The organism is Amycolatopsis sp. NPDC051716 (assembly GCF_040681595.1).
In the GTDB taxonomy this organism is placed as follows: Bacteria; Actinomycetota; Actinomycetes; order Mycobacteriales; family Pseudonocardiaceae; genus Amycolatopsis.
Map to the genome: position 1 here is coordinate 1 of NZ_JBFAZA010000042.1, position 21,345 is coordinate 21,345.

21 protein-coding genes and 2 pseudogenes are annotated in these 21,345 nt (G+C 73.1%); 8 read left to right on the forward strand and 15 right to left on the reverse strand.

Features of this window, described 5'->3' with window-relative positions; all coding sequences use genetic code 11:
* A pseudogene (locus AB0M30_RS39810) lies at positions 1-272 on the forward strand (PTS transporter subunit EIIC); the annotation flags it as partial.
* 108 nt (positions 273-380) lie between these two features.
* Here the strand turns inward: AB0M30_RS39810 and AB0M30_RS39815 are convergent.
* The 5 genes from AB0M30_RS39815 to AB0M30_RS39835 form a co-directional block, all read right to left on the reverse strand.
* A complete protein-coding gene (locus AB0M30_RS39815; protein WP_364595421.1) occupies positions 381-881 on the reverse strand; it encodes a hypothetical protein in 501 nt (166 codons plus the stop codon).
* An 87-nt stretch (positions 882-968) separates the two neighbouring features.
* On the reverse strand, positions 969-2,276 hold the full coding sequence (locus AB0M30_RS39820; RefSeq protein WP_364595423.1) for a glutamine synthetase: 1,308 nt from the start codon (positions 2,274-2,276) through the stop codon (positions 969-971).
* Entirely contained in the window at positions 2,273-4,003 is a 1,731-nt protein-coding gene (locus AB0M30_RS39825; RefSeq protein WP_364595426.1) for an IucA/IucC family protein, read from the reverse strand. The genes AB0M30_RS39820 and AB0M30_RS39825 overlap by 4 nt, the downstream gene beginning before the upstream one ends.
* On the reverse strand, positions 4,000-5,277 hold the full coding sequence (locus AB0M30_RS39830; RefSeq protein WP_364595428.1) for a SidA/IucD/PvdA family monooxygenase: 1,278 nt from the start codon (positions 5,275-5,277) through the stop codon (positions 4,000-4,002). Before AB0M30_RS39830 ends, AB0M30_RS39825 begins: the two co-directional genes overlap by 4 nt.
* Positions 5,274-6,938 (reverse strand): aminotransferase class I/II-fold pyridoxal phosphate-dependent enzyme, encoded by a 1,665-nt coding sequence (locus AB0M30_RS39835; protein ID WP_364595431.1) that lies wholly within the window; start codon positions 6,936-6,938, stop codon positions 5,274-5,276. Before AB0M30_RS39835 ends, AB0M30_RS39830 begins: the two co-directional genes overlap by 4 nt.
* A 139-nt stretch (positions 6,939-7,077) precedes the next feature.
* Between AB0M30_RS39835 and AB0M30_RS39840 the strand changes: the two genes are divergently transcribed.
* Genes AB0M30_RS39840 through crcB form a run of 3 tightly spaced genes read left to right on the forward strand, consistent with a single transcriptional unit; the run spans position 7,078 to position 8,182 of the window.
* On the forward strand, positions 7,078-7,479 hold the full coding sequence (locus AB0M30_RS39840) for a CrcB family protein (RefSeq protein ID WP_364595433.1): 402 nt from the start codon (positions 7,078-7,080) through the stop codon (positions 7,477-7,479).
* The gene (locus AB0M30_RS39845) at positions 7,479-7,811 is read left to right on the forward strand and encodes a DUF190 domain-containing protein (protein ID WP_364595436.1); all 333 of its coding nucleotides are present in this window, start codon (positions 7,479-7,481) and stop codon (positions 7,809-7,811) included. The genes AB0M30_RS39840 and AB0M30_RS39845 overlap by 1 nt, the downstream gene beginning before the upstream one ends.
* Entirely contained in the window at positions 7,808-8,182 is a 375-nt protein-coding gene (gene crcB / locus AB0M30_RS39850; RefSeq protein ID WP_364595439.1) for a fluoride efflux transporter CrcB, read from the forward strand. Before AB0M30_RS39845 ends, crcB begins: the two co-directional genes overlap by 4 nt.
* On the opposite strand, the gene AB0M30_RS39855 is transcribed toward crcB, so the two are convergent.
* From AB0M30_RS39855 to AB0M30_RS39880, 6 genes are read right to left on the reverse strand one after another with little or no spacing between them, the layout of a single operon-like run.
* Entirely contained in the window at positions 8,179-8,556 is a 378-nt protein-coding gene (locus AB0M30_RS39855; protein ID WP_364595442.1) for a hypothetical protein, read from the reverse strand. The two genes, crcB and AB0M30_RS39855, sit on opposite strands and share 4 nt — an antisense overlap.
* A gap of 56 nt (positions 8,557-8,612) precedes the next feature.
* Positions 8,613-9,563, reverse strand: a complete 951-nt coding sequence (locus AB0M30_RS39860; RefSeq protein ID WP_364595445.1) for an LLM class F420-dependent oxidoreductase — start codon at positions 9,561-9,563, stop codon at positions 8,613-8,615.
* On the reverse strand, positions 9,560-11,659 hold the full coding sequence (locus AB0M30_RS39865) for a prolyl oligopeptidase family serine peptidase (RefSeq protein WP_364595597.1): 2,100 nt from the start codon (positions 11,657-11,659) through the stop codon (positions 9,560-9,562). The genes AB0M30_RS39860 and AB0M30_RS39865 overlap by 4 nt, the downstream gene beginning before the upstream one ends.
* 20 nt (positions 11,660-11,679) lie before the next feature.
* A complete protein-coding gene (locus tag AB0M30_RS39870) occupies positions 11,680-12,531 on the reverse strand; it encodes a PPK2 family polyphosphate kinase (protein ID WP_364595448.1) in 852 nt (283 codons plus the stop codon).
* Positions 12,532-12,548: 17 nt separating this feature from the next.
* A complete protein-coding gene (locus tag AB0M30_RS39875) occupies positions 12,549-13,016 on the reverse strand; it encodes an SRPBCC family protein (RefSeq protein ID WP_364595451.1) in 468 nt (155 codons plus the stop codon).
* Positions 13,013-13,333, reverse strand: coding sequence for a metalloregulator ArsR/SmtB family transcription factor (locus tag AB0M30_RS39880; protein WP_364595455.1), 321 nt, complete (start codon positions 13,331-13,333; stop codon positions 13,013-13,015). The genes AB0M30_RS39875 and AB0M30_RS39880 overlap by 4 nt, the downstream gene beginning before the upstream one ends.
* Positions 13,334-13,477: 144 nt before the next feature.
* On the opposite strand from AB0M30_RS39880, the pseudogene rocD reads away from it, so the two are divergent.
* Positions 13,478-14,662: pseudogene (gene rocD, locus AB0M30_RS39885) on the forward strand (ornithine--oxo-acid transaminase); the annotation flags it as partial.
* Positions 14,663-14,778: 116 nt separating this feature from the next.
* On the opposite strand, the gene AB0M30_RS39890 reads toward rocD, so the two are convergent.
* Entirely contained in the window at positions 14,779-15,984 is a 1,206-nt protein-coding gene (locus AB0M30_RS39890) for an FAD-dependent oxidoreductase (RefSeq protein WP_364595458.1), read from the reverse strand.
* On the reverse strand, positions 15,984-16,571 hold the full coding sequence (folE, locus tag AB0M30_RS39895) for a GTP cyclohydrolase I FolE (protein WP_364595600.1): 588 nt from the start codon (positions 16,569-16,571) through the stop codon (positions 15,984-15,986). Before folE ends, AB0M30_RS39890 begins: the two co-directional genes overlap by 1 nt.
* 121 nt (positions 16,572-16,692) lie before the next feature.
* On the opposite strand from folE, the gene AB0M30_RS39900 reads away from it, so the two are divergent.
* A complete protein-coding gene (locus tag AB0M30_RS39900; protein ID WP_364595461.1) occupies positions 16,693-17,343 on the forward strand; it encodes a helix-turn-helix domain-containing protein in 651 nt (216 codons plus the stop codon).
* A 74-nt stretch (positions 17,344-17,417) separates the two neighbouring features.
* Here AB0M30_RS39900 and AB0M30_RS39905 read toward each other — a convergent pair whose 3' ends face one another.
* Positions 17,418-18,542 carry a CU044_5270 family protein gene (locus tag AB0M30_RS39905; RefSeq protein WP_364595463.1) on the reverse strand — a complete coding sequence of 375 codons (1,125 nt, stop codon included), beginning with the start codon at positions 18,540-18,542 and terminating at the stop codon, positions 17,418-17,420.
* The gene (locus AB0M30_RS39910; protein WP_364595466.1) at positions 18,539-19,108 is read right to left on the reverse strand and encodes an RNA polymerase sigma factor; all 570 of its coding nucleotides are present in this window, start codon (positions 19,106-19,108) and stop codon (positions 18,539-18,541) included. Before AB0M30_RS39910 ends, AB0M30_RS39905 begins: the two co-directional genes overlap by 4 nt.
* Before the next feature lie 105 nt (positions 19,109-19,213).
* On the opposite strand from AB0M30_RS39910, the gene AB0M30_RS39915 reads away from it, so the two are divergent.
* Both AB0M30_RS39915 and AB0M30_RS39920 read left to right on the forward strand, forming a co-directional pair.
* The gene (locus tag AB0M30_RS39915; RefSeq protein ID WP_364595469.1) at positions 19,214-20,086 is read left to right on the forward strand and encodes a hypothetical protein; all 873 of its coding nucleotides are present in this window, start codon (positions 19,214-19,216) and stop codon (positions 20,084-20,086) included.
* 83 nt (positions 20,087-20,169) lie between these two features.
* A complete protein-coding gene (locus tag AB0M30_RS39920) occupies positions 20,170-21,213 on the forward strand; it encodes a LacI family DNA-binding transcriptional regulator (protein WP_103339076.1) in 1,044 nt (347 codons plus the stop codon).
* Positions 21,214-21,345 lie beyond the last annotated feature (132 nt).

Genomic DNA, 21,345 nt, shown 5'->3' on the forward strand with positions numbered 1-21,345 from the left:
GACTTGAACTCCTTGTTAAGGGAACTCTTGGTGTAACTGTTGCAGAATCAATCGGTACCCTTATTGCTCCTCTTTTCTCAGCTGCAGATGGTTACCTTGGAATTACACTTATCTTTGGTGCTTATGCCTTCTTCTGGTTTGTTGGTATTCACGGTCCTTCAATTGTCGAACCAGCAATCGCTGCTATCACTTATGCCAATATCGATGTCAACTTGCATCTTATCCAAAATGGACAACATGCAGATAAAGTTATCACTTCTGGTACTCAAATAAGCGTGCCTTGACACGATGCCGCCGGCCGTAGTCACAATGACGGCTTCGGGGTGGCGGAACCAGGAACCCCGCCAAGGCACCGGAAACAAAGGGGCTTCGGGGCACCATCACCCCCGCCCAAGGTATTCATCGGCATCGATGCGAAGACCGCCGTCATAGTGGATCACCGTGAGCACATGCCGTTCAACCACCGCCACACCCCCATCCCGGGGGTACAACGCGATCCGCACACTGACCTGGTTGTCCCGCACCGAAGGCTGGGCCAGCACCTCCGCACCGCGGTACCGGCCCCAGAACCGGTCATAACTCGCCCGCCCGCGCCCCCGCAGGTTCGGCCCGATCAGCGGCCACCCCGCCGTGGTGTCCGGCATCGAGCGGTAGTACCCGACGACGAAGCCGGCCAGCTCGGTCTCGGCGTCCTCCGGCGCCGGGGCGGACCGAGCCGGTCCGCCAGGTGCGGTACCGGAGGAGGCCGGCTGCGCCACACCCGCAACGGGCGGCGGAAAGGGCCACCAGTCCTTGTCGCCCGCGACGGCCAAGTAGGCCGGCACCAGGGCGGCAACTGCGGCGATGGCCCCGATCCTGGTGAACAAGCCTTCTTTGGGCACCGTGAGCTCCCAGCGGTCCGTCAGCGCGGTACGCCCGCAGGAGTCGCCCTCGAGAACACCGTCGTTACGCCCACCGCGGTGGGCGAATCACGAACGCAGTGCACCCCGCCGCCGCTGCCAATCGGTCACCGCCCCCAGCCCGGAGTCGATCTCCTCGGTCAGCAAAGCGGAAAGCTGCGCCGCGACATCCGCCCCCAGCAGCTCCCCCACCCGCTCCAGCAGCGACAACGCTTCCCACGGCGAACCCGCCAACGTCCCGGCGAGCACCCCCGGCTCCGGCGGCGTCAGCCCTTCCTCCAGCCCGAACCGTCCGGCCGCCAGCAACGCCGCGACCACCAGGTGCGGCTGGGCGTCCGCACCGGCGAAGCGGAACTCCAGGCGGCGGTTCGCCGACGCCCCGGCCACGCGCACCGACGCCGTCCGGTCATCGTGCCCCCAGCGCACCTCACGCGGAGAAAACGGCGCCGTTCGCAGCCGGACGTAGGAGTTCCACGTCGGCGCCCACACCGCCGTCAACGCGCGAGCGTCGCGGAGCACCCCGGCCAGGAACCCGCCCAGCAGATCCGGCTCCGAGCCGTCCACAGCGGACAGTGACAGGTGCACGTGCCCGGAATTCCCCTGCCCCGGCTCCGGCGCCGCCAGGTAGTCCGCGGTGACGCCGTGCCGCGCGGCCGCCCGGCGCACGATCAGCTGCTGCAGCAGGACGTCGTCGCAGGCGGCCAGTGCGTCGCGGTGGCGCAGCACGATCTCGTACTGCCCCGGGTGGCACTCGGCCCGCGCGGACTCGACGCCGAGCCCGGCGTCGGCCAGGTCCGTCCGCAGGTCGCGCAGCAGCGGCGCCAGCCGTTCGGTCCCGCCGAGGGCGTAGTCGACACCGTGCGCCGTGAGCGGCGCGCCAAGAGAGTCGCGGAACACCACCTCGTGCTCGATCCCCACCGAGGGCACCAGCCCCAGCCCCTCCAGCGCCGCGAGCTGCCCGCGCAGCACCTCGCGCGGCGCCAGCTCCGCGGCGGCCCCGGACGGCCACTCGGCGTCACCCACGACCGCCCACGTCCGGTCACCCAGCGGGATCGCCGAAGCCGCGTCCGGCCGCACCCGCACGTCGCCGAAGCCCTCGAGGTACCCGCCCAGCACGCCGGACGCCGGCAGCGGATCGCGCGACGGCGTCCACGCGAACACGTAGCTGCAGATGCCGTAGCCGTCTTCGAGGACCTCGGGCGCGAACGGCGCGCCGAGCTCCACCGCGGCGAACCGGGCGTGCGGATCGGGCACCAGCAGGAGCAGCCGGGCGCCGTCCTCGGCGAGCACGCCGCGCAGCACCGCCTCGCCCACCGTGGCCGCCGCGCGCCGGGCGGCCAGTGACCGCGGGCCGGCCGGCCGCGCGAACGCCGTCACCAGGCGCCACCCGGATCCGGGGCGTGCAGCGGGTTCGGCACCCGGCCCCAGCGGACGTCGAATTCGTCGTCGCGCTCCACCTTGTCGAAGCCCTGCCCGGCGAAGTGCTCCCGGTTGAGCGTCACGCGCTCGACGTCCGGGGCGAACAGGCGGCACGCGTCGAACCGCGCGGCCACGTCCGGGTTCTCGTCCCGGTAGCGGCCGGCGATCTCCCGGACCGGCGCCCAGAACGCCGCCCGCGGCAGGCCCAGCTCGTCGAACAGGAGCTCGGCCCAGAACCGGAACTGGCCGGAGAACACCGAGCTGAACAGCGACTGGGCCAGCAGGTGCGCGGGCCAGCGCAGCATGTCCGCCGCCGCCTCGGGCGGCAGCGACTCGTAGCTTTCCAGCTGCTCGTCGAGCAGGTCGACACCTTGCGCGAAGTCCTTGATCAGCACCCGCTGCGGGACCCCGGCCGCGTCGACGACCAGGACGAGGTTCTGGCCGTGCGGGCAGAACCCGACGCCGTGGCGCAGCAGCCACTGCAGCAACGGCGTGAGCAGCAGATCGAACAGCCGCGTCAGCCAGCCCGTGGCGTCTCCGCCGCCGATCAGGTGCGCCAGCATCGACACGCCGTCGGGGCCGCGGTACGGCAAGGCGGCGAACGAAATCGCGCGCTCCCCCGCCGCGAGCCGGATGGGCTCGCGCCACAGCGCGCCCAGGGTTTCGTGGAACCGGTACGGCAGTTCCTCGAGGTGCCCGAACAGCGGGTGCTGCACCGACACGCTCGCCACCTCGCCGAGCAGCCCGAACCGGTACTTCTCCGTCAGCAGCGGGTCGGCCGCGCCGATCCGGCGCAGCCACGTCGTCACCGACGGCCCGGCGAGCGTGGCCGCGGAGTTGAGCCCGCGGTAGACCAGCGTGTTCCGCACGGACACGGCGGTCTTGACGTCGTGGCGGCCGGGGGTGCTCACGTTGGCCAGGGTCCGGACCGTCTGGTGCGGGCGGTAGGCATCGGCGCTTTCCCCGAGGTCGATCACCACGCCGGTGGCGAGTTCGGCGGCGTAGAGCGTGCCGAGGATTTCGTCGGCCTGCCACGGGTGCACGGGCACCCAGACGTAGTCCTCGGGTGCCTTCGCGGCGAACTCTTCGCGCAGTTCGCCGAGTTCGGCGGCCAGCAGGGCGTCCCGGCTCAGCTCGTCGACGCAGCGGAACTCGGCGTGGTCCGGGTGGACGGCGAACCAGCGCAGCCGGACGTCCGCGCCCGCCTCGGGCGCGTACCGGGCCCGGTCGCGGGCGGAGAACCCAACTCGGCCCTTGTTGAGCACGAGCCGCGGGTGGCCGGTGAGGTGCCCGTCCGCGACGTCGTAGTCCATCGTGGACAGTTCGGCCGCGGTCGGGGCGCGCCGGAGGCGGGCGGCCTCGTTGGCGACCGTCGAGGTCAGCTCGGCGAGCACGTCGGCCAGCCGCAGCCCGCTCAGGCCCAGGACTTCACGCGCGTCCACGACGAGCGTGCGCGGGTCGGTGACCGGCTGGCCGTTCCGGTGCGCGCTGCCGGGTTCGACCGTCCAGGCGTCGAACGCGCCGCGCCGGGCCCGGAACGTGTAGCCGGCGCCGGGCAGCTCCAGCCGGTACTCCCCGCCGTCGGCGACCGGCTCCAGCATGTGCTCGTAGGACAGTTCGCCGAGCATCTTGTGCGTGATCAGCGCGCCGGCCGCACGCCAGGCGGCCGCCTCATCCAGGGTCACTTGTCCTCCAGGCCGAACGTGGTGAACGCGGTGCGGTCGGGCAGCTCGTGCACGGTCTTGCCGCACACGGCGTTGAGGATCACGGCCGCCCGCCACGCGCCGAGACCGAGGTCGGGGGCGCCGGGCCCGTGCGTGTGCCGTTCGGCGTTCTGCACGAACAGCGCCCCGGGCACGTCGAGCGCGACGCGATAGTCCGCGCCGACTTCCAGGCGGCCCCGCCGGTCGCGGCGGACGGCGTCGCCGAGCCCGGCCAGCAGTGGCCCGGTGGGTGCCTCCGCGTACCCGGTGGCCGCGACGACGGCGGCGGTGCGCAGGGTGGCCCCGCGGTCCTGCTCCGCGTGCCGGACGCCGAGTTCGATCGCGCCGTCCACTGTGGACGCGGACACGACTTCGACGCCGGGGGTCAGCAAGGTTCCCGGCGGCCCGGTGACGCTGCGGCGGTACAGCTCGTCGTGGATCGCGCCGATCGTTTCGGCGTCGATGCCCTTGTAGAGCTGCCACTGCGTGGGCAGCAGCCGGTCGCGGACCGCTTCGGGCAGGCGGCGGAAGTACGCGGTGTAGTCCGGCGTGAACTGCTCGAGCCCGAGCTTCGAATACTCCATCGGCGCGAACGCGGGCGTCCGGGCCAGCCAGCGCAGTCCGTCCACAGTGGATCTCGACCGGAGCAGGTCGAGCACCACTTCGGCGCCGGACTGCCCGGAACCGACGACCGTGACGCTGTCCGCCGCGAGGAGTTCGTCCCGGTGCGGCAGGTAGTCGGCCGAGTGCAGCGCCAGGACGCCGGGATCGGCGACGACGTCCCGCAGGGGCGCCGGCACCGACGGCACCGAGCCGACACCGAGCACGACGTGGTCCGCGAGCACCGGTTCGGTCCCGGCGATCGTGAGTTCGAAGGCGTCACCGGACCAGCGGATGCCGGTCACTTCGTGGCCGAAGTGGCACGACGGCAGCCGCGCGGCGGCCCAGCGGCCGTAGTCGTCGTATTCCACGCGAAGCGGGTGGAACCGCTCGGCGAAGTAGAACGGCAGCAGGCGGCCGCGGTCGCGCAGGTAGTTGAGGAAGGAGAACGGGTTCGTCGGATCGACCAGCGTCACCAGGTCGGCCAGGAACGGCACCTGCAGCGTCGCGCCGTCGACGAGCAGGCCGGGGTGCCAGCGGAACTCCGGGCGGGCGTCGAAGAAGACGGCGTCGAGGCCGTCGACGCCGGCGGCCAGCGCCGCGAGCGAGAGGTTGAACGGCCCGATCCCGACGCCGGCGAGGTGGTGGCGCCTCACGAAGCGACCGGGCTTTCCCGGCCGGCCACGAGCTCGGCGCCGGCCGTGGCGGCGATCCGGTCGAGCAGCGGGAGGTAGTCGGCGGCGGTGGTGTGCGGGTGCAGCAGCGTCAGCTTGAGCCACAGCTGGCTCGCCCCGCCCGGCCCGGTCGGCAGCGCGGCCCGGCCGATGACGGCGGTGCCCGCTTCGAGGAGCGCGCGGCGGACGCGCGCGACGAGCTCGTCGCCGCCCGCCTCGTCGGCGACGACCGGCCGCAGGACCACGGTGGACAGTTCGGGCGGGCCCCACAGCCGCAGGCCCGGGTGGTCCTCGACGCGCCGGGCGAGCTCGGTGGCGGTGGCGCAGCAGCGTTCGACGAGCGCGCCGAGGCCGTCGGTGCCGAGCGCGTGCACGGTGACGGCCATCCGGAAGGCGTCCGGCCGCCGCGACGTCCGGATGGACCGGCCGAGCAGGTCCGGCAGGCCGGCTTCGGTGTCGTCGTCGGCGTTGAGGTACTCGGCGCGGACGGTGAGCGCCCCGAGATCGGCGGCTTCGCGCGCGGCGAAGAGCCCGGCGGCGACCGGTTGCCAGCCGAACTTGTGCAGGTCGAGCGCGACGGAGTCGGCGAGGTCGAGCCCGTCGAGTTTGGTCCTGAGCGTTTCGCTGCACAGGGCCATGCCGCCGTAGGCCGCGTCGACGTGCAGCCGGGCCTCGTGCCGGCGGCAGATCGCGGCGATTTCGGGCAGCGGGTCGAGGGTGCCGGTGTTGGTGGTCCCGGCGGTCGCGACGACGACGCAGCCGGGGATGAGGATCTTGTCGAGCGCATCGGGGAGCAGCCGGTCGCCTTCACAGGGGACGACGATCGGGGCGGGCAGGCCGAGCAGCCAGGCGGCGCGGGCGACGCTGTGGTGGGCGTTGGCCCCGCAGACGGGCTGGACGACACCGTTTTCGCGGGCGAGGAGCAGCCCGAGGAGGTTGGATTCGGTCCCGCCGGTGGTCACGACCGCGTCGGGCCGGTCAGCGCCGGGGTAGCAGAGCCGCGCGATGCCGGTGGTGAATTCCCGTTCGAGTTCGCCGGCGACGGGCGCTTGGTCCCACGAGTCCATGGAGGGGTTGAGCGCGCCGGCGACGACATCGGCGGCAACGGCCACGGCGAGGGGCGGGCAGTGCAGGTGGGCGGCACAGGCGGGATCGGCGGGATCAGCGGAGCCGGCGGCGAGCAGGCGGCTGAGTTGTTCGAGCGCGGCTTCGGCGCCGACTCCGCGGCGGGGCAGGTCACCGCTCCCGGCGGACAAGGCAGGTGTGGCCCGGTGCGACCCCGCGGGCCCCAAATCCGCGCGCCCCGGCTCCCCGCGCTCGGCAGCGGGTGCGGCTCGGTGTAGCCCCGCGGACCCGAAATCCGCGCGGCCCGACTCGCCAACGTCGGCGGCGGCCGCAGGTGCCGCCCGGTGCAGCCCCGCGCCCCCGAAATCCCCGCCCGCCGACTCAACCGCATCGGCCACCACGGGCCCCGGCTCGCCACGCTCCGCCACCAGCGCCGCCGCCACCGCGGCCGGGCCGCCCGCCGGGACCGGGCCGCCGCGCTCGGCCACGCCCGCCGCCATTCCGCGCAGGGCCAGCGGGATCAGCTCGCCGAGCCGGTCCGCGCCACCTTCGCCACCGGCCAGCCCGTCTGCCCGCATGTGCCCGCCTTCCTTAGGGTTGCCTTGCCTACGCTGCGCAACAGTACGGCGATCGACGGCTGCCTGTCATCCCCGTTCAGCATGCTCGACCGGGTGGCGGTGACGCGTCGGCCATCGGGAGTAGGTTCACCGCGAGGAGGTGATCAGCGTGCCGCGCTGGGATGTCCTGCTGGCCATCGCCGCGGGCGGCGCGCTCGGCAGTCTCGCCCGCTACGGCCTGTCGGTGGCGATCCCGCACGCGCGCGGCGAGTTCGCCGTCGCCACGCTGCTCACCAACGTGCTCGGCTGCCTGCTCATCGGCGTCCTGATGGCGGTCCTGACGACCACCGCGCGCCCCCACCACCTGCTCCGGCCGTTCCTCGGCGTCGGCATCCTCGGCGGCTTCACGACGTTCTCCACGTTCGTGACCGACACCCTCGACGCGGCGACGACCGGGCGGCTCGTGGGATCCTTGGCGTACCTGGCCGCGTCGGTGGTGCTGTGCCTGACGGCGGTCGCGGTCGGCCTGGCCGCGACGCGCGCGGTGCGGAAGGGACGCTGATGGACGGACTGCACACCCGCCTCACGATCTACCTCGGCGAAGACGACCACTGGCACCACAAGCCGCTCTACCACGAGATCGTCCGCCGGGCCCGGGACGCGGGTCTCGCGGGCGCTTCGGTCCTTCGCGGCGTCGAGGGCTACGGCGCTTCGTCGCTGATCCACACCACGCGGATCCTGTCGCTGTCGGAGGACCTGCCGGTGGTCATCGTGATCATCGACGAAGAGGCGAAGCTGCGGGCGTTCCTGCCGCAGCTCGACGAGCTGATCGGCGAAGGGCTGGTGACGCTCGACCAGGTCGAGGTGGTGCGCCACGGGGGGCGGGCGGAGTGACGCCGGTCCTGGTGGCCCTGGGCGGCGCGGCGGGCTCGGTCCTGCGCTACCTGACCGACCGGAAGGTCCAGCAGTGGCGCGACTCGCCGTTCCCCTTCGGGACGCTGACGGTGAACGTCGCGGGCTCGTTCATCCTGGGGTTCCTGAGCGGCTGGCTCCTGCACGGCGCGGAGCCGTCGTCGGTGCGCGCCCTGGTGGCGGTGGGCTTCTGCGGCGGCCTGACGACGTTCTCGACGTTCGGCTACGAGACGGTCCGGCTGTTCCTGGAGAAGACGCGGCTGTACGCGGTGCTGAACGTGGTCGTCACCATCCTCGCGGGCCTGACCTCGGGCGCCCTCGGCCTCCTGCTGGCGACCGGCACCTTCGGTTAGCGGTCCGGACGCCGCATCCGCCGCTGCACGCGGCCGAGCGCCTCGTCGAGCCGCCCCGCCCGGCCGTTTTCCCGGCCCGCGCGGCGCTCGAGCTTCCCCTCGACGTACTCGGCCAAGGTGACGTCGGCCCACTTGTGCTTCCCCCGGCGGCGGGTCCGCAGCAGCCGCTGCTCGGCCGCCTCGGCCCGGGTTTCGTCGGGCACCCCGGTCGCCGCCCGCAGAGCGAGACTCTCCCGCGCGCGGTTGCTCCGGCGGGCGAACGCCTTGCTGCGCGGCAGGTTCTTGCGCGTCGACTTGGCGTTCTCGCCGTAGTCGTCGCGCCGGTCCTTCAGGTAGCTGAGCCGCTTCTTCTCCGGCGGCGTCTTCCGTCGCATGCGTTCCTCCTCCGGGGCCAGGAAACACCCGGCCCCGGAGGAAGGCAACGCAAATATCAGCGCGGCGCCAGGCCACGCACCTGCTCGAACGGGTCCTCCCCGGTCGGCAGCAGCGCGATGATCGGCGTCGTCAGGCCGTTGTCCACGTAGGACCGCACCTGCTCCCGGCACGAATCCACGCTCCCGTGGATCACCAGCTCGTCCACGACGGAGTCCGGGATCACCTGGTTCGCCTTCTGCCGATCGCCGGCGGCCCACGCCTCGTGCATCGGGGCCAGCGCCTCGCCGCGGCCCAGCCACTCGTGGAACGCCGCGTACACCGGCACCGTCAGGTAGCTCGAGATCAGCATCCGGCCCAGGCCCCGCGCCGCCTCGGCGTCTTCGGTCGGGCAGACGAAGATCCGGGCCGCCAGCTCGACGTCCGGACCGACGACCGAACGCACCTTCGGGACGTCCGAAGCCGCCAGCCAGTTCGTGATCGCGCCGTCGGCTTCGCGCGCCGCCAGCCGCAGCATGCCCGGCCGCAGGGCCGCCAGCATGATCGACGGCGGCGGGTCCGTGGGCCGCTCCAGCCGGAACTTCGACACCGTGAACGTCTCGTACTTCTCGCTGACCTTCTCCCCCGCCAGCGCCGAACGCAGGAACCGCAGCGTGTCGCGGGAGCGCGCGAACGGCTCGTCGAAGGAAGCCGCGTTCCACTGGGAGACGATCACCGGGGACGACGCGCCGATGCCGAGGACGAACCGGCCGGGCGCCAGTTCCGCCACCGTCGCCGCCTGCATCGCCAGCAGGCCCGGGCCGCGCGTGTACACCGGCACGATCGCCGTGCCCAGCCGCAGCTGGGGTGCCCACTGCGAGGCCAGCACCAGCGGCGTGAACGCGTCGGTGCCCGCCGTTTCGGCCGTCCACGCGTCCGTGTAGCCCAGGTCCGGCAGCTGCTCGACCAGTTCGCGGTGCGCCGTCAGCGGCACTCCGGTCAGCGGGATCGTCAGGCCCCAGCGGCTCATGCAATCTCCTTCTCGACGGCGGACAGTTCACGCAGCAGCCAGTCCACCTGCGTGCGCATCAGGTTCTCCGCGACCTCTTCGGCCTGCGGCGTCATGTGGGTCGCGCCCGCCAGCGGCAGGAAGACGTGCGAACGCCCCTTCGCCAGCAACGCCGACGACAGCCGCAGCGAGTGCGCGACGAACACGTTGTCGTCGGCCAGCCCGTGCACGATCAGCAGCGCCCGGCTCAGCTCCGCCGCGCTCTCGATCAGCGAGTTGTGCGCGTAGCTTTCCGGTTCGTCCTGCGGCTTGCCGAGGTAGCGCTCGGTGTAGTGCGTGTCGTACAGCGACCAGTCGGTGACCGGCGCGCCCGCGACCGCCGCGTGGAAGACGTCCGGGCGCCGCAGCACCGCCAGCGCCGACAGGTAGCCGCCGTAGGACCAGCCCCGGATCGCGACTCGCTCCACATCCAGTTCGGGGAACTGAGCGGCCGCCGCCTGCAGCGCGTCCACCTGGTCCTGCAGGGTGACGTCGGCGAGGCGCCCGGCGATCTCGCGCTCCCACACCGCGCCGCGGCCCGGCGTGCCGCGGCCGTCCGCGACGAGCACCGCGAAACCCTGGTCGGCCAGCCACTGCGACGTCAGGAAGGCGTTGCGGCTCTGCAGGACGCGTTGGGCGTGCGGGCCGCCGTACGGGTCGAGCAGCACCGGCAGCCTGCCCTCGCTCGGCTCGTACCCGCGCGGCAGGAGCAGCGCCGCGCGCAGGCCGCGCTCCCCCAGCGTCAGCCAGGTCAGGTTCGGCACGATGTCCGGGTCCACGGTGGACGATCCGATCGACGCGACCGGCGCGCCGTCCCGCAGCACCGAGACGCGCGGGCCGCTGTGCTCCAGGCTCCACGACGACAGCACGGTGATCGCGGCGGACCCGGCGCCGACGTGCACGCCGTCCACAGTGGACAGGCGACGCACCGACGAGCCCTCGGTCCGGAAGACGTGGATCTGCGTCGGGTCGGCCTCGGACGCGCTGAACAGGATCTCGGCGCCGACGTCGAGCACGGCCCGCAGCTGCAGCCCGGCCGGCGTGACGGCCTCGCCGCCGACGAACAGCCGGTGGTCGCCGTCGACCATGCCCTCGACGACCAGCCGCCCGTCGGGCGTCCACGCCGGGACGCCGCCGACGATGTCGATCCAGTGCTGATCGGTCGCCGTGTGCACCACCGAGGCCGAGCCGTCGGTGACGTCGAGCGCGAGGACGTCCATCCGCTTCTGGTCACGCGGCTGCACGGCGAGCAGCGGCGCACCGCCGGCCGACCAGTGCACCGAGGCCAGGTACTCCCACTCGCCCGGCGCAACGTCGACGCGCGAACCGTCCAGGCCGAGCACCGCCAGCGAAACGAGGGCGTTCGTGGTGCCCGCGGCCGGGTAGGCGACGACGTTGGCCGGGTGCTGCGGGTTGGCCGGGTCGGCGATGGTCCAGCGCGGGACCGGGCCGCGGTCGGAGCGTTCGGCCAGGATGCTGCGGCCGTCGGGGGCCCACCAGTAGCCGCGGGTCCGGTCCATCTCCTCGGCCGCGATGAACTCGGCGAGGCCCCAGGCGATGTCCTCGCCCTCTTCCTCGACGAGCACGCGGTCGTCACCGGTGGCCAGCTCCAGCACGTGCAGCCGCCGGTTCTGGACGTAGGCGACGTGCGTGCCGGCCGGGCTGGGCCGCGGGTCGATGACCGAACCGTCGACGCGCAGCGTCACCTCGCCCGAAGCGAGGTCCAGGGTGTAGAGCTTGCCCGAGAGCGAGAACACCGCGACGGTGAAGGCCGAGTCGACGCCGTAGTGCACGACCCCGCCGCCGGTCTCCCGGGCCCGTTCCCGCCGCGCGCGCTCTTCGGCGGGCAGCTCCTCTTCGCCGGGCAGCAGCTCGGCGGCGTCGACGAGCTTCGTCTCGGCGCCGGTCGCCAGGTCGGCCGACCAGAGGCTGTGCCGGGGGTCGGTGCCCGACTCCGCGCGCAGGAACAGCACGCGGGAGCCGTCCGGGGCGACCCGGAACTCCTTCGGCGCGCCGAGGGTGAAGCGCTGGGTCCGGGCCTGCTTGCGGAGGAACGGGAGGTCGTCGACATCGGTCACGCCCGCACTCTTCCAGACGGTCACGACCGGACGCCAACACCCTTCAGCTTGGCCAGCTCGGCGTCGACGTCGTAGTCCGGCTCGGGGAACCGCGGCTTCAGGTCGGCCAGCGTCTCGATGAGCAGTTCGGCGACGGCCCAGTTGCGGTACCACTTGTGGTCGGCGGGCACCGCGTACCAGGGCGCGTGCGGGGTCGACGTCTTCTCGAAGATGTCGGCGTAGGCCTCCTGGTAGGCCGGCCAGTGCGACCGCGCCTCCAGGTCACCCGGGTTGTACTTCCAGCGCTTCTCGGGCGTGACGAGCCGGGCCTTGAGCCGCTTGAGCTGCTCCTCCGGCGAGATGTGCAGGAACACCTTGACCACGGTGGTGCCCGCCTCGGCCAGTTCCGCCTCGAACTCGTTGAGCTCGGTGTAGCGGCGCTTCCGTTCGGCCGCGGTGAGCAGGCCGGACACGCGCGGGACCAGGATGTCCTCGTAGTGCGAACGGTCGAAGACGCCGATCTGGCCGGGCGCGGGCAGCTGCTTGCGGATCCGCCACAGGTAGTGGTGCCGCAGTTCGGCCGGGGTGGGCTTCTTGAACGCCGCGTACCGGACGCCCATCGGGTTCACCAGGCCGAGCACGTGCGACACCGTGCCGCCCTTGCCGGAGGTGTCCATGCCCTGCAGCACGAGCAGCACCCGGCGGCTGCTGCCGGCGGTCCCCTCGGCGAAGAGCGCCTCCTGCAGGGCGGACAACCGCTCCCCCGCGCTCTCGAGCCCGGCGAGGGCCTTGGCCTTCTTGCCGGGCCCGACCGGGGCCGAGCCCGGGTCGGGCAGCTCGTCACCGACGCGCAGCGCGTTCCGGACCCGGCTTCCGTCGTCCTTCTTGGCCATCCACCGAAACTACCCGTTCAGGCGGCGGCTTTCTCGGCGAACAGCTTCAGCAGGGCACCGTGGCCGCCCTCGCCGGAGACGCCTTCGCGGACCTTCGCGCCGGTTTCGCCGTGCCGCTCGAAGCCCCGGTGCTCCAGCTCGACGCGGGTGCTGCGCGGCCCCTCCTCGACGAACCTGACCTCGATCTCGCTGGCGTGGGCCGGGTCCGGGTCGATCCGCCAGTCGCCGTCGATCCGCCAGGACAGGACCACCCGGGCGGGTGGCTCCCAGACCAGCACCTCGCCCCACTCGCACTCGGCGCCGCCGGCGGTCCGCTCGTACCAGCGGCCGCCTTCCTTCGGCTCGAGGACGGCTTCGGCGAGCTCGCCCGCCCCGATGTGGTGCTGCCGGGGCCACCAGCTGTCGAAGGCTTCGGTGTAGGTCTTGAACGCGTGCTCGCGCGAACACGCGACGGTGACGCTCTTGCGGATCGGTTCCAGGGTCACGACTGCTCCTCTTCGGTTTGTCCGGCCAGTTCGGCGAAGGCCTTCAGCGCGTCCGACCACATCCCGTCGAGGTAGGCGCGCAGGGCGGCGATCCCGGCCGGTTCGAGCCGGTAGAGCCGCTTGGTGCCGGCGGCCCGATCGGTGACCAGGCCGGCCTCCTTGAGCACCTTGAGGTGCTGGGAGACGGCCGGGCGGCTGATCGGCAGGTCCGCGGCCAGCTCGCCGACCGCGCGCGGCCCGTCCCGGAGCGCTTCGAAGATCGCGCGCCGCGAAGGGTCGGCGAGGGCGGCCAGCTGGTCGCTTCCGTAAGTCGCCACGAACGGTAAGTTACAGCTTACCAATGTCCGCGTCAATCGGCACGCACTGTTTCGGGGGTGTAACGCGCATATTGCGCAACGAACACCGGGTTAAAGCAATGATTCCCGGCTGAAGTCTGCGTGTTCTGCCTCTAACCTGAACACATGACGACGTTCGCCGGCCGGGAGACCGCCGCCAACACCGCAGCGAGCTTCATCGAGCTCGACGAGCAATGGAGCACGCACAACTACCACCCGCTGCCCGTCGTGATCGCCGAAGCCGCCGGCGCCTCGGTGACCGACGTCGAGGGCCGGTCCTACCTCGACTTCCTCTCCGGCTACTCGGCCTTGAACTTCGGGCACCGCCACCCGGACCTGATCGCCGCCGCCGTCGAGCAGCTCGGGCGCGTCACGCTGACGTCGCGGGCGTTCCACCACGACCAGCTGGGGTTGTTCTGCCGCGAGCTGGCCGAGCTGACCGGCACCGAGCTGGTGCTGCCGATGAACTCCGGCGCCGAGGCCGTCGAGTCCGCGGTCAAGATCGCCCGCAAGTGGGCGCACCGGGTCAAGGGGGTGCCGGACGGCACCGCGGAGATCATCGTCGCGGGCTCGAACTTCCACGGCCGGACCACGACGATCGTGTCGTTCTCGACCGACGAGACCGCTCGCGCCGACTTCGGCCCGTTCACGCCGGGCTTCGTCACGGTGAAGTACGGCGACGCGGCCGCGCTGCGCGACGCGATCACCCCGCGCACCGCCGCGGTGCTGCTGGAGCCGGTGCAGGGCGAGGCCGGCGTCATCGTGCCGCCGGAGGGCTACTTCGCCGACGTCCGCGCCGCCTGCGACGAGCACGGCGTGCTGCTGATCGCCGACGAGATCCAGTCCGGGCTGGCCCGCACCGGCACGGTGCTGGCGCTGGACCACGAGGGCGTCCGCGCGGACGTGTACACCCTCGGCAAGGCCCTCGGCGGCGGCATCCTGCCGGTGTCCGCGGTGGTGGGCCGCCGCGACGTCCTCGGCGTGCTGAAGCCGGGCGAGCACGGCTCGACCTTCGGCGGCAACCCGCTGGCCTGCGCGGTCGGGCGGGCGGTCGTTCGCCTGTTGACCACGGGCGAGTTCCAGCAGCGCGCCACCGAGCTGGGCGCCCACCTGCACGCGCGGCTGAACGAGCTGATCGGGCAGGGCCTGTCGGAGGTCCGCGGCCGCGGCCTGTGGGCCGGCATCGACATCGCCCCGGGCGGCCCGTCGGGCCGGGCGGCGTCCGAGGCGCTGATCGCGCGCGGCGTGCTGTGCAAGGAGACGCACGAGCGCACCCTGCGCGTCGCCCCGCCGCTGGTGATCACCCGCGCCGCGCGACGGGCCGGCCGGAACCGGCCGCACTGCGCCGGAGTCTCGACGGCGAACGCGGCCCGGACCAGCCTGGCCGCGCTGCGCACGTCGGCGGTCACCGCCCGGCGGACCTGACCTCAGTCGGTCAGCGGCCGGGCCGGGTCGGCGAGCCGGTCCGCGTCCACGGTCCGTCCACTGAGGATCAGCTCGCGCACCGCGTCCAGGCCCTCGTCCCACTGGTTCACGTGCAGTCCCGCGACCACCCGGCCACCGGTGAGCCAGAACGCGTGGAACGCCTCGGCGCCGCCGCGGGTGACGACGCGGTCGTAACCGCCCGGCGGGAACCAGCCGGTGAACTCCATGCCCGCGTCGTACTGGTCCGAGAAGAAGTACGGCAGGTCGTCGTGGACCACCTCGCGGCCGAGCATCGCCCGTGCCGCCGCCGGGCCGCCGTTCGTCGCCGCGGCCCAGTGCTCGACGCGGACGCGACGTCCGTAGCGCTCTTGCCACACGCTCGCGACGTCGCCGGCCGCGAAGACGTCCGGGTCGTCCGTGCGCAGGCCCGCGTCCACCAGGACACCGTCGTCGACGGCCAGGTCCGCCTCGGCGGCCAGCTGCGTCTCGGGCCGGGCGCCGATGCCGACGACGACCACGTCGGCCGGGATCTCGCCGTCGTCCGTCAGCACCGCCGAGACCGCGGTGTCTCCCGCGAAGCCCGTCACGCCGGTGCCGAACCGCAGCTCGACGCCGTGGCGGCGGTGCAGGTCGGCGAAGAATCCGCCCACCTCCGGCCCGAGCGTGGCGTGCAGCGGGGCCGGCCCGGGCTCGACGATCATGACCGGGCAGCCGTAGTGGCGTGCGGCGGCGGCCGTCTCCAGGCCGACCCAGCCCGCGCCCGCCACGACGACCCGGCCACCCGCGGCCAGCGCGTCGCGCAACCGGTCGGCGTGCGCGAGGCGGCGCAGGTAGTGGACGCCGTCGAGGTCGTTGCCGGGCACCCGCAGCCGCCGCGGCGACGCCCCGGTGGCCAGCAGCAGCTTCGTGTACCCGAGGCGTTCGCCGCCGGCCAGTTCCACCTCGTGCGCCGCCCGGTCCAGCGCGGTCACCCGCCGGCCGGTCAGTACCTCGATGCGCTGGTCGACGTACCACTTCTCGTCGTGGACGAACACCGACGCGCGGTCGTCCTGGCCGAGCAGGTACCCCTTCGACAGCGGCGGCCGCTCGTAGGGCAGGTCCGGTTCGGCACCGACGATGACGACGCGTCCGTCGAACCCCTCGGCCCGCAGGGTTTCCGCGGCCTTCGCGCCGGTCAGCCCGCCGCCGGCGATGACGAAGGTGGCCATCACGCGCTCACCCCGCTCAAGGCGAAGAACTCCTGCCGCGTCTTGGGTTCTTCCCGCAGCAGGCCGTGCAGCGACGACGTCACGGTCAGCGCGCCGGTCGCCCGCACCCCGCGCAGGGACATGCACAGGTGCTCGGCCTCGATCACGACGCCGACGCCCTTGGGTGCCAGGTGCTCCTGCAGCCAGTCCGCGACCTGCTTGGTCAGCCGCTCCTGCACCTGCAGGTCGCGCGCGAACATCTCGACGACGCGGGCGAGCTTGGACAGGCCCAGGATCCGTTCGCCGGGCAGGTAGCCGACGTGGGCGACGCCGCGGAAGGGCAGCAGGTGGTGCTCGCACAGCGACTGCACCGGGATGCTCTTCGCCAGCACGAGCTCGTCGTAGCCTTCGTCGTTGGGGAAGGTCGTCAGCTGGAAGTCCCGCGGCTGCAGCATTTCCGCGTAGGCGTGGGCCACCCGCCGCGGCGTGTCGCCGAGGTGCTCCGACGACGGGTCCTTCCCGAGGGCCCGCAACAGGTCGGCGACCGCGCGTTCGGCCGCGTCCAGGTCGACGGTGTCGCGGTCGTGGACGACACCGAGGTGCCGCAGCGGAACCGGGGCGCTGACGGGATCGACGCTCACGAGGGTGCCTCCTTCTAAAAACAAGTCGGACCGACGTTAGAAGCTCCCCGGGGTTTTCGTCAACACGTCTTTGTTTTAGAATCCGGCGATGCAGGAGACCCAGGCGCTGGCCGCGGCCGCAGCGCTCGACGAGCCGACCCGGCGCCGGTTGTACGAGTACGTCGTCCGCCGCCGGGAGCCGGTGAGCCGCGACGACGTCGCCGCCGCCCTCGGCGTGCCCCGGGCGACGGTCGCGTTCCACCTCGACCGCCTGGTGGAGGAGCGGCTGCTGGCGGTCGGCCACGAGCGCCGGACCGGCCGCAGCGGCCCGGGGGCGGGCCGCCCGGCGAAGCTGTACCGGCGGTCGGACCGCCAGGTGAGCATTTCCCTGCCCGAGCGCCAGTACGAGCTGGCGGGCGGGCTGCTGGCGACCGCGCTGGAGGAGGCCGACGAAACCGGCGGTTCCCCGCGGGAGATCCTGACCCGCTGCGCGCGCGAGCGCGGGACGGAGCTGGCCGCCGGCGGCCGGGACATCGTGGGCACGCTGGAGGAGAACGGCTTCGAGCCGCGCCTCGAGGACGGCGAGGTGACGCTCGTCAACTGCCCGTTCCACCGGCTGGCCCAGGTCCACACGCGCCTGGTGTGCGAGATGAACCTGGGGCTGGTCGAGGGCATGCTGGCCGGCGCGGGGGAGAGCGGGCTGCGGGCCCGGCTGGACCCGCAACCGGGCTCGTGCTGCGTGCGCCTCGCCCACGGCTGACGCCTTGGCGCCCAAATCCCAGCGCCCCAAGGGGGCCTTGGGGCGCTGGGAGCGGGGTTGTTACGCCAGGTTCGTCACTTGGGCGGCACCTCGCCGAGGCGACCGGTCACCGCCGTCCGGATCGCGCTGGCCCCGAGCTGGGTGCCCGGCTTGATCCACGGCTCGTCGGGCTCCGCTCCGGCGATCGTGCGCTCGCCGATGAACCCGCCGGTCGCCGGGTCGATGATCAGCTGCCGGATTTCGTGCCGGTCGTCCAGCCCGAGCGCGATGCCCGTGCGGCCGTCGAGGTTCGCCTCCGCCGCCTGCACCGTGATGCCCGGGATCTTCGCCAGCGCCCGGTACCACTGCGCCCGCAGCTGCGCCGGCATCTGGCCCGCGCGGAGGATCTCGATGCCGAAGTGGAACATCACCGACGGCGTCGAGCCGCGGGCCTTCGTCAGCTGCTGCAGCTTCGCGTACAGCGCCGCCGGGTCGTGCGGCAAGGTCGCGTAGAACGCCGGGCTGTCCCAGTCGCTCGCGTCACCGCACTTCTTCGGCGGCTTGGACTTCGGGAAGAAGTCGCCGCAGCGGCCCTGCCACTGGCCCTGGTCGGTGTCCTCGATCGCCGGCTCCGGGGCCTGCGACTGCGGTACCGAACCACCGAGGAACTTCCCGGTGGCGAGGATCTTGCGGGTTTGCTGCCAGACGTCGTGCTCGTCGGCCGGGATCCACAGGTCGACCTCCTGCTCCCACAGGTAGGTGTAGCCGGCGGCGTCGCCGGTGTGGACGCCGCGCTGCACCCACGTGTGCTCGCCGACGTAGCGGAACTGTCCCGGGCCGACGGGCTGGTCGGCCGCGCCGACGGTCAGGTCCGCGGCCCGGGTGAGCACCTGGACCGCCGACATCAGCCGGACGTCCGGGGCGGCCGACGTCGGGACCGCGGTCGTGGTCCCGACCGGTGGCGCGGCGATCGGGCCGGGTGCCGGAGCCGGCGGGCGCTGCTGCGCGACGACGACGGCGGTCACCGCCACCACGCCGGCCACCGCGGCCGCGGCCGGCAGCGCGAACCGGCGAAGGCGCTTCGGGCGCAGCGGGACGACGTCGGCGGCGGGACTGGCGTCGAGCTCGGCCAGCAGCCGGGCGCGAGCCGCGGACAGGTCGGCCGGCGCGGTGCGGGCGTCGCGGTGGAGCAGCTCGAGGGTCTCGTCGAGCTCGTTCATGACTGGTTCTCCTCGGTGGGGACGAGCAGGGCCTGGAGCCGGTGACGCACGCGGTGCAGGCGCGAGCGCACCGTGCTCGCGGGCACGCCGAGCGCCTCGGCGACTTCGGCCGGTTCGAGACCGGCCCAGGAGGTGAGCAACAGGACGTCGCGGTCCTGTTCGGACAGTCCGGCGAGTTCGGAGGCGAGCACGCGCAGCCGGGCCGCCGCGTCGACCCGGCCGGCGACCGCGGTGTCGTGGTTTTCGGCCGGGCGGTCCCCGGCACCGGCCTTCGCGGTCAGCTGGAACCCGCGGACCTCCTGGCGCAGGTGGTTGCGCAGCAGGTTGGTGGCGATGCCGTAGAGCCAGCCGCGGATCGGCGCCTTCTTCGGGTCGTAGCTCGCCCGTCTTCGCAGCGCGACGACGAACGTCTCCGCCACGAGGTCGTCGGCGACGTGCACGCCCACCCGGCCCGCGAGGTAGCCGCGCAGGGGAGGGGCGTACTCGTCGAAGAGCCGCGCGAAGATCTCTCTCGGATCCCGTGCGGCGAGGTCGGGCCGGTCCAGCCGTTCGACGATTCTGGTCACGGTACTGGTTGTCCCGGCCCGCCGCCCGCGTCCCCGCTCACCCGTGCGGATGAGACGCAGGCCACATTCGTGGAACAGCCGGGCCCGGTGCGGACAACAGCCGGTATGCACCGACGGAACGCGACGCTGCTCGCCGGGACGTGCGCCGGCGCGGTGGCGGCGGTACTCGTGGTGGCCGCCGCGGTACGGCCGCCGGGCCCCGCCGAGGCGCGGCCGTGGCCCGCGCCGCCCGCCCTGACGACGAGCGCGGCCACGACGGCGACCGCGGCGCCACCGGAGACACCGGTGACCGGCCTGCCCGACGGCGCCGCGCTCGCGAACCTCGTGCCCGGGAAGCTCAGCGTGCTGGTCCACGACCGCCGGAGCGGCCGCGATCTCGTCTCCCACCAGCCGGATGTCACCTACCCGGCCGCGTCGCTGGTCAAGCTGCTCATCGCGCTCGAAGCGCTGCGCCAGGGGGAGCCGGCGGGCGTGGTCGCGGGGATGCTTTCGCGCAGCGACGACGAGATCGCCGGCCGGCTGTGGGCGCAGCTGGGCGGCCCCGCGATCGTCACCGGCTGGGCCGCGCGGATCGGCCTGACCTCGACCCGCCCGCCCGCCGAGCCCGGCCGCTGGGGCAGCACGCTCGTCTCCGCCGCCGACGTCGTGCGGTGCTACCGGTACCTCCTCGACGCCGCGCCCGCCGCCACCCGGCAGATCGTCCTGCGGGCCCTAGAAAGCGCGGCCCGCCGCGGCGCGGACGGCTTCGAGCAGCTCTTCGGCGTCCCGGCCGCGGTCACCGCCACCGACTGGGCCGTGGCCCAGAGCTGGTCCTGCTGCGACCCCGGCCGCGACGTGCACACCAGCGGGGTGGTCGGCGACCGGCGGTACGTCGTGGTCGTGCTGACCGCCCAGCCGGCCGCCACGAGCCGGGCGATCGCCACCCAGCGCGTCACCGCGGTCGTGAAAGCGCTTGCTGGTCCGCTCGGGTGGTCCTGACCCGGCGCGGGACGTCCGGAACGCGCCGATTCGGCGGTACCGTCTCGTGGGTGGGGACACGGTACGAGATTCAGGGGGTCAGGGTGGTGGACCGGGCGAAGCCGGGGGAGCAGACGAGAACGTCTCCGCCGGGGCCGCGGCAGCCGAGCCTGGCCGACGTCGCCGGCATGGCCGGCGTGTCGCACATGACCGTTTCGCGCGTGGTCAACGAGAGCGGGCCGGTGCGCCCGGAGACCCGCGAGCGGGTGCTCGCCGCCGTGCAGAAGCTCGGGTACCGGCCCAACACCGCGGCGCGGGCACTGGTCACCGGCCGGTCCGGCACCCTCGGCGTGGTCGCGCTCGAGTCCAATCTCTACGGACCGGCGAGCACGCTCTACGGCATCGAGAACGCGGCCCGCGAGGCCGGGTACGGCGTCGCGATCTGCAGCGTGACGCGGCCGGGCCGGACGTCGATCGGCGACGCGGTGGAGAGCCTGCGGCGCCAGGCGGTGGAGGGGATCGTCGTGATCGCCCCGCACGTCACGGCCGGGCGGGCGCTCGACGCGGCGCCGGCGGACATCCCCCTGGTCGCGGTCGGCGGCGGCGATTCGGCACCGGTGCCGGTGCTCTCGGTCGACCAGTACGACGGGGCCCGCCGCGTCACCGAGCACCTGCTGTCCCTCGGGCACCGGACGGTCTGGCACCTGGCCGGACCGGAGGACTGGCTGGAGGCCCGCGACCGCGAACGCGGCTGGCGCGAGACCCTGGAGGGCCGCGGCCTGCGCGTGCCGGCGGTGGTGCGCGGCGACTGGAGCCCGCGGTCGGGGTACGAGGCCGGCCGGGCGCTGGTCGGCAAGCGGGGTCTCAAGGCCGTGTTTTCGGCCAACGACCAGATGGCGCTGGGCCTGCTGCGGGCGTTCACCGAGGCGGGGATCCGGGTGCCGGAGGACGTCCACGTCGCCGGGTTCGACGATGTTCCCGAGGCCGAGTACTTCACGCCGCCACTGACCACGGTGCGGCAGGACTTCATCGAGGTCGGTCGGCGGACTTTCGGGCTGCTCGAGGAGCGGATGGCGGGTGGGGATGCCGGGGCTCGGCATCTGGTGCCCGCGGAGCTGGTTGTCCGGGAGAGCACCCGGCCTCGGTGACGCTAGCGGGCGGCCTGGGTCTCGTCGCTTGGCTGGAGAGCTGGGCCGGTTTCCGCCACCTCGAAGCCTCGGTGTCCGCAACCCCGAAGCCCGATTGTGACTACGGCGGCCGTGTTCTGGCTTCGGATCGGG

Bases quoted from the DNA above. Each gene is read 5' to 3' on its own strand.
- AB0M30_RS39835 (WP_364595431.1), bottom strand. From the start codon at position 6,938: ATGCGGGCAGACGGGCTGGCCGGTGGCGAAGGTGGCGCGGACCGGCTC.
- AB0M30_RS39845 (WP_364595436.1), top strand. From the start codon at position 7,479: ATGGACGGACTGCACACCCGCCTCACGATCTACCTCGGCGAAGACGAC.
- AB0M30_RS39855 (WP_364595442.1), bottom strand. From the start codon at position 8,556: ATGCGACGGAAGACGCCGCCGGAGAAGAAGCGGCTCAGCTACCTGAAG.
- AB0M30_RS39860 (WP_364595445.1), bottom strand. From the start codon at position 9,563: ATGAGCCGCTGGGGCCTGACGATCCCGCTGACCGGAGTGCCGCTGACG.
- AB0M30_RS39870 (WP_364595448.1), bottom strand. From the start codon at position 12,531: ATGGCCAAGAAGGACGACGGAAGCCGGGTCCGGAACGCGCTGCGCGTC.
- AB0M30_RS39890 (WP_364595458.1), bottom strand. From the start codon at position 15,984: ATGGCCACCTTCGTCATCGCCGGCGGCGGGCTGACCGGCGCGAAGGCC.
- AB0M30_RS39900 (WP_364595461.1), top strand. From the start codon at position 16,693: ATGCAGGAGACCCAGGCGCTGGCCGCGGCCGCAGCGCTCGACGAGCCG.
- AB0M30_RS39905 (WP_364595463.1), bottom strand. From the start codon at position 18,542: ATGAACGAGCTCGACGAGACCCTCGAGCTGCTCCACCGCGACGCCCGC.
- AB0M30_RS39915 (WP_364595469.1), top strand. From the start codon at position 19,214: ATGCACCGACGGAACGCGACGCTGCTCGCCGGGACGTGCGCCGGCGCG.